Below are 14,830 nucleotides of genomic sequence, written 5' to 3' on the forward strand. Positions count from 1 at the left end.
TTTGCAAGAGTGGTGGGATGAGCCCGAGGCTGTGCGGGCTTAATTGATCGCGGTTTCGATGAGCTTTTTGGCGTCAGCGGAATCCCATTTCGCCGAGCCTGCCAGTCGACCGACTTCCAAGCCGTCCTTGTTGATCAGGATCGTCGTCGGCATGCCGATCAGCTTCAGGGCCATGCCCTGTTTCGCCGTCGGATCGGCGTAGAGGTGCACGTCGGTGGCTTTCAGCTCGTCGAGAAATTTGCGGGAGGCTTCGTAGCCGCCGCGGTCGAGGCTGAGCGTGACGACCTCGAATTTGTCGCTGCCCATTTCCTTTTGCAGCTTGTTCAGCGCGGGCATTTCTTCGCGGCAAGGCCCGCACCACGTCGCCCACAGGTTCAACAGGATCGTCTTGCCCTTGAAGCTCGACAGGTGAACTTCTTTCCCGGCGGCGTCCTCGAAGGTGATGTCGGGGAGCGCTTCGGGCGGCTTCTTCGTCACAAATGCCGCCATCTCGCCGAGCTTGAAGGACGAGTTGCCCGACGCACCGACGGCCGGAGCGGATGAATCCTGGGCTGCGGCACTAGAAATCTCCGTCGCTTTGTTGTCGAACCAGCCCCCGATGACGTATACGGCGCCGAACCCGGCAAGCGCCGACAGCGCCACGATCCAAAGTGCTTTCTGCGGCCGTGCCTTACTGTTCGCTGCCATCTGCTAACCTTGTTCGTTTCTCTGATACGGAGCCGTTCGTGACCGACAAGCCCGCCAATGCCATGTGGGGTGGCCGTTTTGCAATGTCTCCCGCGGAGATCATGCAGGAGATAAATGCCTCGATCGGCTTCGACAAGGCGCTTGCCCCGCAAGACATTCGCGGCTCGAAGGCGCATGCGGAGATGTTAGCCGAAGCGGGCATCATCACGAAGGCCGACGCGCGCGAGATTGCAAAGGGTCTGGACAAGATCAAGGCGGAGATCGACGCTGGGACGTTCACGTTTTCGCGTGCGCTCGAAGACGTGCACATGAACGTCGAGAGCCGTCTTAAGGATCTTATCGGTGCAGCGGCGGGGCGGTTGCACACGGCGCGCTCGCGCAACGACCAGGTTGCGACCGATTTCCGGCTCTTTGTGCGCGATGCGATTGACGGCATCGACGTGGCGCTTGCCGCGGTCCAGCAGGCGCTGGCGGAGAAGGCGGAAGCGCATGCGGCGACCGTCATGCCCGGCTTCACGCATCTGCAACCCGCGCAGCCTGTGACGTTCGGTCATCATCTGCTGGCCTACGTCGAAATGATCGCGCGCGATCGCGGTCGCTTTGCCGATGCGCGCAAACGTCTCAATGAAAGTCCGCTTGGGTCTGCGGCGCTGGCGGGAACGTCATTCCCCATCGACCGTGAAAAGACAGCCGAGTCGCTGGGCTTCGACCGGCCGATGGCGAACTCGCTCGACGGCGTGTCGGACCGCGATTTCGCGATGGAGACGCTGGCGGCCGCCACCATTACAGCGGTGCATTTCTCGCGGCTTGCAGAAGAAATCGTGATCTGGATGACGCCGCAGTTCGGCTTCGTGAAGCTTTCCGACCGCTTCACGACGGGCTCGTCGATCATGCCGCAGAAGCGCAATCCGGATGCGGCCGAGCTGGCGCGCGCCAAGGTTGGGCGCATCGCGTCGGCGTTCCAGGGTCTCGTCATCGTGATGAAGGGGCTGCCGCTCGCCTATTCGAAGGACATGCAGGAAGACAAGGAGACGACGTTCGACGCGCTGTCGAGCCTGCGTCTCGTGATGGCGGCGATGGCGGGCATGATCTCCGACCTCGAACCCAATGCGGACGCCATGCGGGCCGCTGCAGGGCGCGGTTATTCGACGGCGACCGATCTTGCCGACTGGCTCGTTCGCGAACTCAAGATGCCGTTCCGCGAGGCGCACCACGTCACGGGCTCGATCGTCAAGGTCGCCGAGACGAAAGGCATTGATCTCGAACAGCTTTCACTCGAAGAGATGCAAAAGGTCGAGCCGCGCATCACAAAAGCCGTATTCTCGGTGCTGTCTGTGGAAAACTCGGTGAAAAGCCGGACCAGTTATGGGGGAACCGCGCCACAGAACGTCGCCAAAATGGCGCGCCAGTGGCTTCGGCGGTTGGAAAAGGCCCGGCAGAAGGGCTAAGTACCAGGAAGGGTTGCCCGCAGGCTTCGCGGGTTGAGGGGTTCTGGAGTGAATTTGGGCATGGCCGCGCTTTTGCGCTGCATGAGGACCTGGGGGACCATGGTGCTGCTTGGCGCTGTGGCCGCAGGTTTTGCGGGCTGCGGCGTTAAGGGGCCGCTGGAGCCGCCGCCGGGCGCTAAGGCGTCGGGCGAGGCCAAATCGGCGGATGCCGCCGACCCCGGCAAGAATTCGGACGCGCCGCCGAAACCGCACGAGAACTTCATCCTCGATCCGCTGCTGCGATAGGCGCTTTTTTAGCGCCGTCTTGACCTTTCCTGCATTTTCCGGTGAAGCGGACGTTTCTCATCCGCTAGAAGCGCTTCCATGCATCATTTTCAATACAAGTCCGGCCTCCTTCACGCGGAGGATGTGAGCCTCGCACGCATCGCCGACGAGGTTGGCACGCCCTTCTACTGCTATTCGACGGCGACGCTGGTGCGCCATTACGAAGTTTTGTCGAAAGCGTTCAAAGGGCAGAACGCGCTGATCTGTTTTGCGGTCAAAGCCAATTCCAACCAGGCCGTGCTGAAGACGATGGCACGGCTCGGTGCGGGCATGGACGTCGTGTCGGAAGGCGAGCTTCGTCGCGCACGCGCCGCGGGCGTTCCGGCGTCGAAGATCATTTTCGCGGGCGTTGGAAAGACGCGGGGCGAGATGGCCTATGCGCTGGAAGAAGGCATTCTCGGCTTCAACGTCGAGAGCGAGCCGGAACTCAAGGCGCTGAGCGAGGTCGCGAACGCGATGGGCCGGACGGCATCGATCGCCATTCGCGTCAATCCGGACGTCGATGCCAAGACGCACGCGAAAATTTCGACGGGCAAGGCCGAGAACAAATTCGGCGTGCCCTATGCCGATGCGCGGCGGCTTTATGCCGAGGCGGCAAAGCTTCCGGGCATCAAGATTTCCGGCATTCATATGCACATCGGCAGCCAGATCACCGATCTTGCGCCGTTCCGCGATGCGTTCCGGCTGATGGCCGATCTGGCGCGCGATCTCAAGGGCGATGGCTTGGGCCTGGAGCATCTCGATATCGGCGGCGGCCTTGGCGTGCCCTATCGCGGCGCCAATGACATTCCGCCGACGCCCGATGAATATGCGGCCGTCGTCAAGGAGACGCTTGGGCCGCTCGGCCTCAAGATCGTGATGGAGCCGGGGCGCATGATCGTCGGTAACGCCGGCGTGCTGGTGACGAAAGTCACCTACGTCAAGGAAGGCACCGACAAGACGTTCACGATCATCGATGCGGCGATGAACGATCTGATCCGACCTACGCTTTACGAAGCCTATCACGACATCTGGCCGGTCGTCGAAGCGCGCAGCGAACTCGCGCCGATCCAGCAGGACATCGTCGGGCCGGTTTGCGAGACAGGCGATTTTCTGGCCGAAGATCGCGCGTTGCCTCCGCTAGAGGCGGGCGACCTGATTTCGGTGATGACGGCGGGGGCCTATGGCGCGGTGATGTCATCGACCTACAACAGCCGCTTGCTCATTCCGGAAGTGCTGGTCGATGGCGACAAGTATGCGGTCGTCCGGCCGCGCCCGAGCTACGACGATCTGATCGGCGCGGATCACCTGCCACCATGGCTTACCTCGCCTGAACGGTAAGCCGGGATCAGTTACTCTCGAAATTGAATTGGTGTGGATGGCCGGTGCTGCAGCCGGGACACCTGCGAAGAACGGGTGGATGCTTTCTAAAAGCGCTCGCCCCTTCCAAGACGCGCTGGCAGCTTTCCAAAGGCGGTTCGGTGTCGACGGAAACGCCTGAAAAGCCGATGACCTCCCCGGCGAGATCAACGACCCGCGTGCAAATCACGCGAAGGTGCCGGTCCCCGTGGACGTAGTTTTCTGCGATCGGTTCGTCGCTGAGCAGAGACTGATTGAGGATGCGTTTCACCGTTGCCAAGGTCGGTCCGCTCATGACGTCGGAAACGGTCTTCCCCTCCAGTTCGGCGCCCGTCATGTTATGGATGCTTGCGAACCTGTCGTTTACGCGCACATGCCGGTGGTTCAGGTCGAGGAAACACAATCCGACGGGTGCTTGCTTGTAGAGTGTGGCGAGCTGGTGCAATTGCTGAAACGGCGAAACGTCAAGTGGAGGGGCCGTGTGTTCGACAGCACCAAACATTTCGAGCGTGCGTCTCGCTTCATCTTTCGTCTGCGGTTTGCCGTAGAGCCACCCCTGTCCGAGGTCGCAGCCCAAGTCTCGCAATACCGCTTCCTCTTGGCGAGTTTCGACCCCTTCCGCCACGACGGTGATGCCGAGGCTCTGGCCGAGCCCAATAATGGCCGCTGCGATGCGACGTTTGCTGCTGTCCCGGTCTAATGCTCGGACGAAGCAAGCGTCTATCTTCAACTTGCGAAAAGGGAAGGCCTCAAGCCGCGCGAGGCTCGAATACCCGGTGCCGAAATCATCGAGTGCAACTTTGACCCCCATGTCGTCGAGCTCGCGCAAGCGCGCGTAGGCTCCTTCCACGTCGGAGATGAGCGAACTTTCCGTGATTTCGATTTGGAAGCGCTCTAGGGGAAAGCCGGTGGCACGAACGGTTTCCGAAAGCTCCAACGGCAACGCTTCGCCGATCAACTGTTTAGGTGAAATGTTGAAGGCCAGGAAGAACGGACCAGGCCATGTTGCGGCGACAGGACACGCGGTCCGCACAAGATGGTTAAACAGACGGTCGATCAGATCGCGCTGTTCCAGCACTGGGATGAAGTCGACGGGGCTAATCTCGCCAACCAGGGGATCCGTCCAACGGGCAAGGACTTCGAACCCCCTTAAGTGACCGGACCGGATGTCGACTATCGGTTGAAACGCAGGCCAAATGTGCTCATTCTCGATAGCAGTTGTCAGGCACGTGCGAACGGCCGTCCCTGCTTTGCTAATGAATTGAATGAGCACAATATCTCCTATTGATCCGGCAACTGAACGTCAGTGAGCGTCTGGCTGAAATCTGGATACGCACTTTAGAAAAGCCGTCAATCTGTGGTTGCCGATTGTCGCAGATTTTTGGGGAGGCGTATTGACACGCCTCGCACAACCATCGGTGGAGCTTCGCTATGCGAAGATGTGGCGCGGAAGCGACCGGGCGAAAGATGCCGAACTGGAGAGGCAGAACCTGCTATCGGACGTTCAAGTTGCATTTTCTTAACGTGCCAAGACTGGCCCTCGTGATAGCTTGAGTTAATGCCAGAGCCCCAAAGCAGGGACCCCGGTCCCGAAATGTCGCGTTCTTTCGCGCGTAAAGTTCGTCTCAGCGCGCTGGCGTTGTTCTTCGAACGCCTTTGGCCACGCCTATGGCTTGTGTTCGGCATTGCGATGCTGTTCGCGATGCTGTCGTTCCTGGGTTTGTGGCCGAACCTCGATCCTCTGCCGCACAAGATTTTGCTGGGCGCTTTCGCGGTCGCTGCAGTCGCCGCGGTCATCTACGCGGTGCGCATTCCGTGGCCGACGCGCGATGAAGCGATCCGGCGCATCGAGCGCCGTTCAGGCGTGCCGCATCGGCCCGCGACCTCTTACGAAGATACGCTGACCTCGGGCGCCGAAAACGCCGACACCTCGGCGCTGTGGCAGGCGCACCGGCAGCGGCTGGCGAAAGCCATTCAGCGGCTGAAGGTCGGCAATCCTGCGCCGCGCACGGACCGGTTCGATCCGTGGGCCGTCCGCGGGCTGTTGCTGCTGCTGCTCATCCCCGTCGCGGTGATGGCGACCGGCAACCTCGGAGACCGCTTGGCGGCTGCGTTCCGCTTCGGCGCGAGCGAGCATGGGCCGCCCGCGCGCCTCGATGCCTGGGTGACCCCGCCGCCCTACACCGGCTTACCGCCGGTGTTGCTGGCCGATGGTTCAAAGCAGGCCGATGAGCAAACGCCGGAGCAGGGCAAGTTTTTCGAGGTGCCCGATCATAGTCTGCTGACGCTGAGAGGCGTCGGCTTCGATTCCAACGGCGTCTCGCTCGAAGTGCTCGCGGATGGCGCGACCGAGCCGCTCACCGTCAAGCCCGAGAAGCCGAAGGCCGACGCGCCCAAGAACAGCGACATGGCCAACGTCGCCGAGGTTCGTTACGAGATTCGCAAGTCGGCGCGGGTGCGGGCGCTTGCGGGGTCGCAAGAGCTTGGGCTGTGGACGTTCGACGTCATCGTCGATGCGCCGCCGAAGATCGCGATGACGAAGCCGATTAGCGGTACGCCGCGCGGCTCGATGCGCGTGACCTACAAGGCGGACGACGATTACGGCATTCAAAGTGCCGAAGTGAAGGTGCAAAAAATTCCGCCCAAGCCCGTCGATCCGTCGAAGGCGTGGGCGCAGCCGCCCGCGCTCACCGGGCCGCGACTGCCGCTCGAACGGCCGCCGGTGCTGAGCCTGCGCATTCCTCGTCCGGGCGCCAAGACAGTCGATACGTCGACGCTGCTCGACGTGGCTGAGAACCCGCTTGCAGGGCAACGCGTCAAGCTGTGGCTGGAAGCGACGGATGTCGGCGGTCAAATCGGGCGCAGCAAGACGATCGAAGTCGTGCTGCCGTCGCGCCGTTTCAAAAATCCGCTGGCGCGCGCCGTCGTGGAGCAGCGCGGCAAACTCATGGACGATTCGCGCAACCGGCCGATGGTCGTGCGTGCGCTCGATGCGCTGACGATGGAGCCTGAAGGGTTCATCACGGATAATGGCGTCTATCTGGGACTCAGGTCGGTCTTTCATCGGCTCGACCGCGAGGACTCGCGCGAGGCGATCAATTCGTCGGTCTCGGAGCTTTGGCAGATCGCGCTGAAGATCGAAGACGGTGATCTTTCGCAGGCCGAGCGGGCGTTGAAAGACGCGCAGGATCGCTTGTCGGATGCCATCGAGAAAGGCGACGACAAGGAAATTCAAGACGCGATGGCGGAGCTGCGAAAGCGGCTCAACGACTATCTCAACGAGATGCAGAAGCAGGCGGAAAAGGACAATCCGTCTCAAGGCAATCCGCCAGACGATCAGAGCCAGCAACTCGGCCAGCAAGATCTCGATCAGATGATGAAGGATCTTGAAAAGAGCGCGCGGGAAGGTTCACGCGAAGACGCCGAGCGGATGCTCTCGGAGCTGCGCGAACTGATGGATCGGCTGCAGGCGGCCAACACGCCGGAAGCACGCGCGCAGCAACAGCGCGCCGAGCAGATGATGAAGAAGCTCAATCAGCTGAGCGATCTCACCGGCAAGCAGCAGCAGCTGATGGACGATACGTTCAGCGAGCGTCGCCGCCAGGAAGGGCAGGGCGGCTCGCAGGAAGACCAGCAGGGTCAGGACGGTCAACCGCGGACCGGCTCCAAGGGCAAGCAGGGCCAGGGCCAGCAGCGCGGCGACAACGGCATGCAAGGCGATCAAGAAGGCGGCGCCGACCAGGGGCAAGGTCCGCAGGGCCAGCAGGGACAGTCTGGCGGGCAGCAACAGCGGCGCGGCAAGGGCAGCTTGCAGGACCGGCAGGCGCAACTGCGCAACGAACTCGATCAGCTCAAGAAGGATCTTGAGCAGATGGGCGCCGGCGACCCCGACAAGCTTGGCAATGCGCAGGATGCGATGGGCAAGGCTCAGGATGCCTTAAAGCAGGGCGATCTCGACGAAGCCGCGAACCAGCAAGGCCAAGCGCTCGACCAGATGCGCCAGAGCGCGCAGCAGATGGCTGAGCAGATGCAGAAGAATGCGCAGCAGCGGCTGGGCCGAGGCGGTTCCTCACCGCGCGATCCGTTTGGACGGCCGCAGCGGGCGCAAGGTCCGGACTTCGGCAATTCGGTGAAGGTGCCGGATGCGATCGACGCCCAGCGGGCGCGTGAGATCCTCGAAGAGCTGCGCAAGCGCGCCGGTCAGAATACGCGTCCCGAGGATGAGCTCGAATACATCGACCGGTTGCTAAAGCGGTTTTAATATCGGGCGCGGAGGTTGCTCGGCACGTCCGCTCCCGAATAATGCTTAGGTTAGAGTTTGGTTAGCGAGTTCTTAACGCGGTCTATGTCAAAAGGCATATGACTGTTTTTTGTCCGTCGGTCACGAAGCGCCCAGCTAGCTTTTTTGAGCCGATAATGAATCCGATTTCCTCTGCCAGCGCCTTCACCGCGCTCTCCATTCTCCAGATGCGCGAAGAGGCCAGTACGCAGTCCTCGTTGACACCTCTGCCTCCTCCATCGCTGATCGCCAAGGCCGCGTTGAAGAGCCTGTCGCACAAAGAGGCCTCTGCGGATGTCTTCAAATTTCTCGGTTCAGCTCATTTCACGACAAACTCGGCCGAAATTTTTGACGGCTTGGTGCAAGCGTTCTTGGACCCGGGGCTGCAAGATGAGTTCAGTGAAAAGATCCACAAAGAAATCGCCAACGGGCGCGCACAAGGTATCTTTGATATGGATCCCGACAACGCTCGGAACAATGCGTTGTTTGACGTGATTATTGCGCACCGCAAAGATTTTCCGCCTGAGGAGTTTTCTATAACCTTTACGACAGAGAGCGGGGCATGGGGATCGACAACCATTCCGTCGCTCAAAGACATGCCTGCTTATTTCGCCGAACAGCAAGTTGCGTACCCGACAATCGGGGCGCGGAATGCTACGCCCGACAAAGACAGTGCGAAATTGGATGCGCTTCAGCAAGCGGTGAACAATCTTGTTCTGAATGGTGCGCAAACGTTCGACAAAGGATCCGTCGACGCGCAAGCTGCCTATGCGATCCTGACGCAGAAGCTCTTTTCGGACGACGAAGACCATAAGCGGCGCGTCAGTCGTTCGCCCATGGCCGACGGGCAGGGCAACTATCTCCAAGCCTGAACATTGACGAAAAGCTCCCCACGCCGACTTCCATTCTGTCAGGATCGCGGTTCGTCATCGAAGGGGCGGCGGTCGGGATAAAGCAGGGCTTCGATCCGTTCGATCAGGTGTTCGATCACGCGCATCATTGTATCCTCCGTTCTTGAATTCACTAAGAGAACGGTGCGCTTCCTCCGCGCGCACGACAAACGGCGTTACTTTACAGAACGTGTAAGTTTTTGTTACATCAGCCATGGCCCGACGATTGCCGCCGCTCAATGCACTGAAAGCGTTCGAGGCCGCCGCGCGGCTGTCGAGCTTTTCGCGTGCGGCCGATGAACTCAATGTTACGCATGCTGCCATAAGCCGGCATGTGCGCGCGCTCGAGGCCGAGTTCCGCACGCCACTGTTCGAACGCACGGGACGCGGCGTGGAGCTGACGGAAGTCGGCCGGTCGCTGGCGCTCGAACTTACAAAAGGGTTCGATCTTCTTGCTTCGGCGGTTAGTCAGTTCGCGCGGCCGTCGCGGCGGCGCAAGCGTTTGATGGTCACATCAGATCCGGCTTTCGCCGCGCTCTGGTTGGTGCCGCGGCTCGGCGCCTTTACGGCGCAGAACCCGAATATCGACATCGTTCTTGATGCAACGCCCCGTCTCGTCAATTTCTCCAAAGAGGACGTCGACCTCGGTATCCGCTGGGGCGGCGGTGCCTGGGAAGGACTGGAAAGCAAGTCACTCGCGCTCTCGGAACTGACGCTGGTCTGCAGTCCTCAATTCTTGCGCGACAATCCATTGTTTGTTGCCTCCGATCTGGACGGCAGTCTTCTCATTCAGGAGACGGCGAAGGAATGCTGGGACGCGTGGCTTTCGGCGGCAGGCGTCGCGGACGAGGTAACGCCGTCCGGGCCGACACTTAATGGCGACCTCGTCATTGCTGCAGCCGAAGCCGGACAGGGTTTGGCGCTCGCCGATCAAATCCAGGCGGGTGATGCGCTCATCGCCGGCCGGCTTGTTCGGCCGCTCGATATCAGGGCGACGCGGTTCGGCTATTATCTCGTGCGCCGATCCGGTGCGAAGATTTCGGATGCGGCGATGGCATTCGAAACTTGGCTCGCCGCCGAACTCAAGACGTTCCAGGCGGCTCTCAAATCAATGCAGACAGTAACTTCAATCAAAAGCCGTAAGACCGGGAAAGCCAAAGCTGCTCCCCGGTCCCGCAGCGTCCGCGTGTCTTAGGGCGTTGCCGGTTTCGGCACGAAGCGCGTGAGGAAACCACCGATCACCTGATGGCTCGTCAGTTTGGCGCCCGCCCAGCCGTCTTTCGTCGGCTCGCCCGACCACCAGCGCGAGAACTGGCGCCACATGTCGATCGGGAACCAGGTGCCGTCGCGGCCCGTTAGCGGTCCCCAATAATCGGCGCTCGTGAATTTGTATTCGATGAAGACGGAGCCGGTCTTGAGCCGCAGCTCGATGCCGAACAGCGCCTGGGCGACGGGGCCGGTGTACTGGTATTCGTAGGTCCGTGATGGCGCATTCTTCGGATAGATTTCCGAATGCGGGAACGACAGACCTGCGCCCGCACCGAAGTAGGGCGAGAAGATACCGAGCGACGGCAGACGCATCAGGCCGTTGAGCGTCAGCATGTTGTGGCCGTGCGTCCATTCGAGTTTCTTGAAGTAATCGCCAACGCGCCCTTTTGGCGGCACCGGCTTGCCGTCAAAGGTGCCTTCCATATCGAACTGCTGGTCGTCGAACGGCGCGTGGACTTTCGAGTGCGTGAAGTCGAGCATCGTGCCGAAACGGCCGCTGAACCAGCGCTGGATGCGCACGCCGTAGTAAAGCGGGTTTTCGAACGGCAGTGTGAACCAGTCGATCTTCTTGATCGTCAGGTCGGAGTTGCCGGGTCTCACGTAATGAAAATCGCTCGGATAGTGATAGGGCGCGCCGAGGTAGGCGCCGAAGTCGCTTTCGCGGCCGGGATGCTGGGCGGTCGAGACCGGCGGGTTGGTCGCGGCGGCACGCGTGTCGGAATCGTTCGGGAGCGCTGCTGCCATCACGAGCAGTCCCATCGCTGCGGCGGCTGCCGTCAGCTCGATGGCTCGGACGATTGTGGACGTCGAAGGCCGGCGAACCGCTCCGGGTGCTGGCCACAAGGGTGCCAAAAGGCGTTCGCGTGCGAGCATTGAAAATCCCCCCGTTGCCCGTGCCCCTGATGCGCCGGTCTTATCGGTTGCCCGACGTTTGTTGCTGGTAGGCTTTATGCGCCTCCGCCGGGCGCTTGCAAGGCATCGAGCATACGATTCACTGCGGCAATCTGCGGCGCGTCACGAGTTAAATACTGCGGCCCGGTATAACCCCACCAATCCCAACAGCCTTGGGGGTTGGCGGCCGAATCCGCCACCTGTGGAAAAAGCACGATGAAGCGGTTGGTGTCGGCCCATCGCGCGAAGCCCGATTCCTTGATGAACGTGTCGCCGACCGCCTCGCGATTCTGGGCGCAGCCGTGAAAGGCGATGTGGACGCGGCAGCCGGGCGTCTCGGTGCAGGACTTCGGCACGTAGACGACGCCGGTTTCCGCAAGCTCGGCGCTGTTGTCGTCACTTACGAATGGACGCTGATCGAAATCAAAGAAGTTGCCGGAGAGCGTCGTCGCGCGGGGCTGGAGATCGCCGTAGATGAATTTCAACAGCGCGCCAGCCTGATCATAACCGCAGTTGACGACGTAGGGTTCGCCGGAAACGCTACAGGCGCTGCCTTCATCGTCGGTGACGAACGCGTGACCCGCAGGCAGGTCGGAGACAAGGTCGATGTTGGCTTTCGGCACGCCGAGCTTTTCGTAGAATTCCGCCGCGTGCTTGACGATCGCGGGGGCGACGGTGCGATCGGATGTGCCGGTGAAGAGATAGATGCGGTCGCGGACGACGTCTGCGATCGGATCGATCTCGCCTTTGGCGGCGCGTTCTTCGGCTTTCTTCGCGAGGTCTTCGGGATCGGAGACGCCCCAGATGCCGAGCAGGTTCAGCATGCAGCCGTTGACGGCCTTGCTGAGATTCAAGATTGCGGTGCCGGTGCCTGGCATGGTGTTGGCAAAGATGCTCTCGGAACAGCCGTAAGGGCCGCCCGCGATGATGGCGGCGCCGACGACGCGCTTGGCGTGCGCCATCTGGAATTGACCCGCCATATAGGCGCCCGATGAGATGCCCGAGACGGATGTTTCATCAACCTTGGCGCCAAGTGCGGGCAGCGGCCGCGCCGAGGACGCATCGTGCTGGGCGTCGTTGCAGCCGCCGTTTGCAATCGCGACTGCGATCAGGGTGAAGGCGAGCGCGAAGCTGCGGAAAAAGGAATGGCAACACATCATAGGGAGTTTGAAATCCGGAATGCGCGAGGCGTCAAAAATGGAATACGCAGCGCACTCTGCACCATCGGCGTTGCGGTTCCAAATGGGACTTTTGGTTTCCTGTACGCCACCGAATTTGTGTTTGAAGTCTGACTTGGCTCGGTGCTCACTCAGGGGAGCGGATTTAGTTTGCTTAATATTGTCACCCTCGGCTCCAGGCGGAGGATCCATTTTGCAGTTCGTGCCGATGCTTGATGGATCCTCGGGACATGCCCGAGAATGACATCATGGCTTACCGCACGCGGATCGAAGAGCGGTCGGTGCGGCCGTTTGCGTCGATGACGGTCAGCTTGGCGAAGCCTTCGGTGGGTTGCCATGTGGCTTCGCGCGTGTGGGTGTCGGACGGAATGGGCTTGCCGTCGATGAGCCACGTCAGTGGCAGCGCGCCGCCGTCGGCTTTCAAGATCAGCGGATCGCCGTCGAGATCGGATTCGGCGATTTCCGATTGATCGGGCGGGAAAGAGATCAGCACCGGCGGTTCAAGAAACTTTCCGGCGACCGGATCGTCGCCGGGATCGCGCCAGCGTTTCAGCGGGGCGGGAAGCTCGGCGTTCGTCGCGCGGATGGCGTTCGCAGGCGCTCCGCGCAACGGCGTGCGACCTCCGGGAACGCGCTCGAACGCGTCAAATAACATCGGCGCGGCGGCGCTGCGGCCGACGAGGCCGGGAATGCTCGAATTGTCCGGCCGCCCGACCCAGGCTGCGATCACGTACTTGCCGTCGTAGCCGATTGCCCAGGCGTCACGATAACCGTAGGATGTGCCGGTCTTGTAGGCGAAGCGTCCGCCCTTGGCGTTGAGCGGGGGCGGCGCGTCCTTCAGAATATCGGTGACGTACCAGGCGGCGAGCGGCGACATCAGGCGGTGCGCATTGACGAGCGGCTTCAGATGCGACGTCGCCCAGACCTTGCCGCGCTCGCTCCAGCGGTGGGTCAGCATGATGCTGTCACCGCCGCGCGCGAGGGCCGCGTAGAGTTGCGTCATGTCTTCGAGCGTCAGGCCGGTGCCGCCGAGCGCCATCGCCAGCGTCGGCTCGGATTTATCCGGGAAGCGGGCTTCGACGCCGGCACGCCGGAAGCGGCCGACGAGCTTGCCCGGTCCAACGCGCGCGAGAACGCGGACGGCCGGGACGTTGAACGATTGCTCAAGCGCTTCGCGGATCGAAACCGTGCCGTGATAGCCCTCGTCGAAATTCTTCGGTGCGTAGGTGCCGAAGCGGACGGGCCGGTCTTCGATTAGCGTTTCGGGATGCGCGAGGCCTGCCTCGAAGGCGAGGCCGTAGATAAAGGGCTTCAGCGTCGAGCCGGGGGAGCGTACGGCGGTTGCCATATCGACGGCGCCGTGGCGATCCTTATCGAAATAATCGGCAGAGCCGACTTCGGCGAGGATTTCGCCGGTCTGGTGGTTGGCGACGATGATGGCGGTCGAGACGTTGTCGCCGATCAATCGGGCATGATCCTGCGCGAGTTGTTCAAGGCTTGCCTGCAGATTGCGGTCGAGCGTCAGTTTGATGACGCTTTCGGTCGGATGCGCGGCGACTTCGCTTTCCGACAGATGCGGCGCAAGCAGAGGGAACGCGTAACGCACTGACGGAATGCGTTCGGCCTTGGCGCGCTCGGCTTCTGCGGCAGTGATGACGTGGGCGGCAACGGCGCGATTCAGCACGCGATTGCGGGCGTGCAGCGCGGCTTTCGGGTTGCGGTCGAGACGGCGGACCTCGGGCGATTGTGGCAACGCGACGAGCAGGGCGCATTCGCCCAACGATAAATGTTTCGGCTCCTTGCCGAAGTAAGCGAGCGAGGCTGCGCGAACGCCTTCAAGGTTGCCGCCGAAGGGAGCGAGGCGAAGATAGAGTTTTAGGATTTCGCGTTTCGACAGCGCCCGTTCGAGTTCGACGGCGCGGGCCATCTGACGAAGCTTGCCGCTGGCGGTGCGTTCGTGGCGGCCGTCGAGCAGGCGCGCGACCTGCATCGTCAGCGTCGAGCCGCCCGAGACAATGCGGCCATGACGCAGCATCTGCAGCGCCGCTCGGACGACGGCTTTGCTGTCAATGCCGTGGTGGGAATAGAAGCGTTTGTCTTCGAAAGCGAAGAGCATTTTCAGGTAGTGCGGATCGACGTCTTTCGGGTCGAGCGGCAGTCGCCACATGCCATCCGTCGTCGTGAAGGCGCGCAACAGGCGGTCGTCGCGATCGACGACGGTGGTCGAGACGGCCTTGGCGTTTTCGAGCGGCAGCGGTCCGGCGTCGGCGAAGGCTTTGAGATAGAGGGTAGTAGCACTACCCGCCAAAACTGTGATTGCCAGCACTGCACATAGTGCGACACGTCGAATAGTAAAAAGCTTTCGCGGGTGAACGCCCCCACCCCTAACCGCTGCCTGCGAGGGGGAGGGGGATTCAAGGAAGAGATGCTGCTCACTTCTCCATTCCCCTTGACTGGGAGGGGATGGGGTGAGCTTGGAGACGCGCGTAAAGCGCCGGAGGAGGGTGGCTGACGCTGGGGGCACCG

At 61.5% G+C, this 14,830-nt stretch carries 11 protein-coding genes; 6 read left to right on the forward strand and 5 right to left on the reverse strand.

What is annotated here, in order from left to right; all coding sequences use genetic code 11:
- Positions 1–39: 39 nt before the first annotated feature.
- Positions 40–687 (reverse strand): TlpA family protein disulfide reductase, encoded by a 648-nt coding sequence (locus HYP802_RS0103185; RefSeq protein WP_013945698.1) that lies wholly within the window; start codon positions 685–687, stop codon positions 40–42.
- Between the two features lie 38 nt (positions 688–725).
- Here HYP802_RS0103185 and argH point away from each other — a divergent pair, with 38 nt between their 5' ends.
- The 3 genes from argH (at position 726) to lysA (ending at position 3,779) form a co-directional block, all read left to right on the forward strand.
- Positions 726–2,135, forward strand: a complete 1,410-nt coding sequence (gene argH / locus HYP802_RS0103190; RefSeq protein ID WP_013945699.1) for an argininosuccinate lyase — start codon at positions 726–728, stop codon at positions 2,133–2,135.
- Between the two features lie 99 nt (positions 2,136–2,234).
- Positions 2,235–2,420 (forward strand): lipoprotein, encoded by a 186-nt coding sequence (locus tag HYP802_RS0103195; protein ID WP_244420946.1) that lies wholly within the window; start codon positions 2,235–2,237, stop codon positions 2,418–2,420.
- 78 nt (positions 2,421–2,498) lie between these two features.
- Complete coding sequence (gene lysA / locus HYP802_RS0103200) at positions 2,499–3,779, forward strand: diaminopimelate decarboxylase (protein WP_013945701.1); 1,281 nt, start codon at positions 2,499–2,501, stop codon at positions 3,777–3,779.
- Positions 3,780–3,786: 7 nt separating this feature from the next.
- Here lysA and HYP802_RS0103205 read toward each other — a convergent pair whose 3' ends face one another.
- Entirely contained in the window at positions 3,787–5,070 is a 1,284-nt protein-coding gene (locus HYP802_RS0103205) for an EAL domain-containing protein (protein WP_013945702.1), read from the reverse strand.
- Positions 5,071–5,391: 321 nt separating this feature from the next.
- Between HYP802_RS0103205 and HYP802_RS0103210 the strand changes: the two genes are divergently transcribed.
- The 3 genes from HYP802_RS0103210 to HYP802_RS0103225 all read left to right on the forward strand — a co-directional run bounded on the left by HYP802_RS0103210 (position 5,392) and on the right by HYP802_RS0103225 (position 10,161).
- Positions 5,392–8,058 (forward strand): TIGR02302 family protein, encoded by a 2,667-nt coding sequence (locus HYP802_RS0103210; protein WP_013945704.1) that lies wholly within the window; start codon positions 5,392–5,394, stop codon positions 8,056–8,058.
- Between the two features lie 155 nt (positions 8,059–8,213).
- Complete coding sequence (locus HYP802_RS0103215; protein ID WP_013945705.1) at positions 8,214–8,948, forward strand: hypothetical protein; 735 nt, start codon at positions 8,214–8,216, stop codon at positions 8,946–8,948.
- 232 nt (positions 8,949–9,180) lie between these two features.
- Positions 9,181–10,161 (forward strand): LysR substrate-binding domain-containing protein, encoded by a 981-nt coding sequence (locus tag HYP802_RS0103225; RefSeq protein WP_013945707.1) that lies wholly within the window; start codon positions 9,181–9,183, stop codon positions 10,159–10,161.
- Here HYP802_RS0103225 and HYP802_RS0103230 read toward each other — a convergent pair.
- The 3 genes from HYP802_RS0103230 to pbpC form a co-directional block, all read right to left on the reverse strand.
- Positions 10,158–11,108, reverse strand: coding sequence for a hypothetical protein (locus tag HYP802_RS0103230; protein ID WP_013945708.1), 951 nt, complete (start codon positions 11,106–11,108; stop codon positions 10,158–10,160). The genes HYP802_RS0103225 and HYP802_RS0103230 overlap by 4 nt on opposite strands.
- A 74-nt stretch (positions 11,109–11,182) precedes the next feature.
- Complete coding sequence (locus HYP802_RS0103235; RefSeq protein ID WP_024275119.1) at positions 11,183–12,286, reverse strand: poly(3-hydroxybutyrate) depolymerase; 1,104 nt, start codon at positions 12,284–12,286, stop codon at positions 11,183–11,185.
- A gap of 271 nt (positions 12,287–12,557) precedes the next feature.
- Entirely contained in the window at positions 12,558–14,630 is a 2,073-nt protein-coding gene (gene pbpC, locus HYP802_RS0103240; RefSeq protein ID WP_024275120.1) for a penicillin-binding protein 1C, read from the reverse strand.
- Between the last annotated feature and the right edge of the window lie 200 nt (positions 14,631–14,830).

The sequence above is a fragment of the Hyphomicrobium sp. 802 genome (assembly GCF_000526135.1).
Classification (GTDB): domain Bacteria; phylum Pseudomonadota; class Alphaproteobacteria; order Rhizobiales; family Hyphomicrobiaceae; genus Hyphomicrobium_B.

Coding starts and splice junctions, on each gene's coding strand:
- HYP802_RS0103210 (WP_013945704.1), top strand. CDS start 5,392: ATGTCGCGTTCTTTCGCGCGTAAAGTTCGTCTCAGCGCGCTGGCGTTG.
- HYP802_RS0103235 (WP_024275119.1), bottom strand. CDS start 12,286: ATGATGTGTTGCCATTCCTTTTTCCGCAGCTTCGCGCTCGCCTTCACC.
- HYP802_RS0103225 (WP_013945707.1), top strand. CDS start 9,181: ATGGCCCGACGATTGCCGCCGCTCAATGCACTGAAAGCGTTCGAGGCC.
- HYP802_RS0103185 (WP_013945698.1), bottom strand. CDS start 687: ATGGCAGCGAACAGTAAGGCACGGCCGCAGAAAGCACTTTGGATCGTG.
- HYP802_RS0103230 (WP_013945708.1), bottom strand. CDS start 11,108: ATGCTCGCACGCGAACGCCTTTTGGCACCCTTGTGGCCAGCACCCGGA.
- lysA (WP_013945701.1), top strand. CDS start 2,499: ATGCATCATTTTCAATACAAGTCCGGCCTCCTTCACGCGGAGGATGTG.
- HYP802_RS0103195 (WP_244420946.1), top strand. CDS start 2,235: ATGGTGCTGCTTGGCGCTGTGGCCGCAGGTTTTGCGGGCTGCGGCGTT.
- HYP802_RS0103215 (WP_013945705.1), top strand. CDS start 8,214: ATGAATCCGATTTCCTCTGCCAGCGCCTTCACCGCGCTCTCCATTCTC.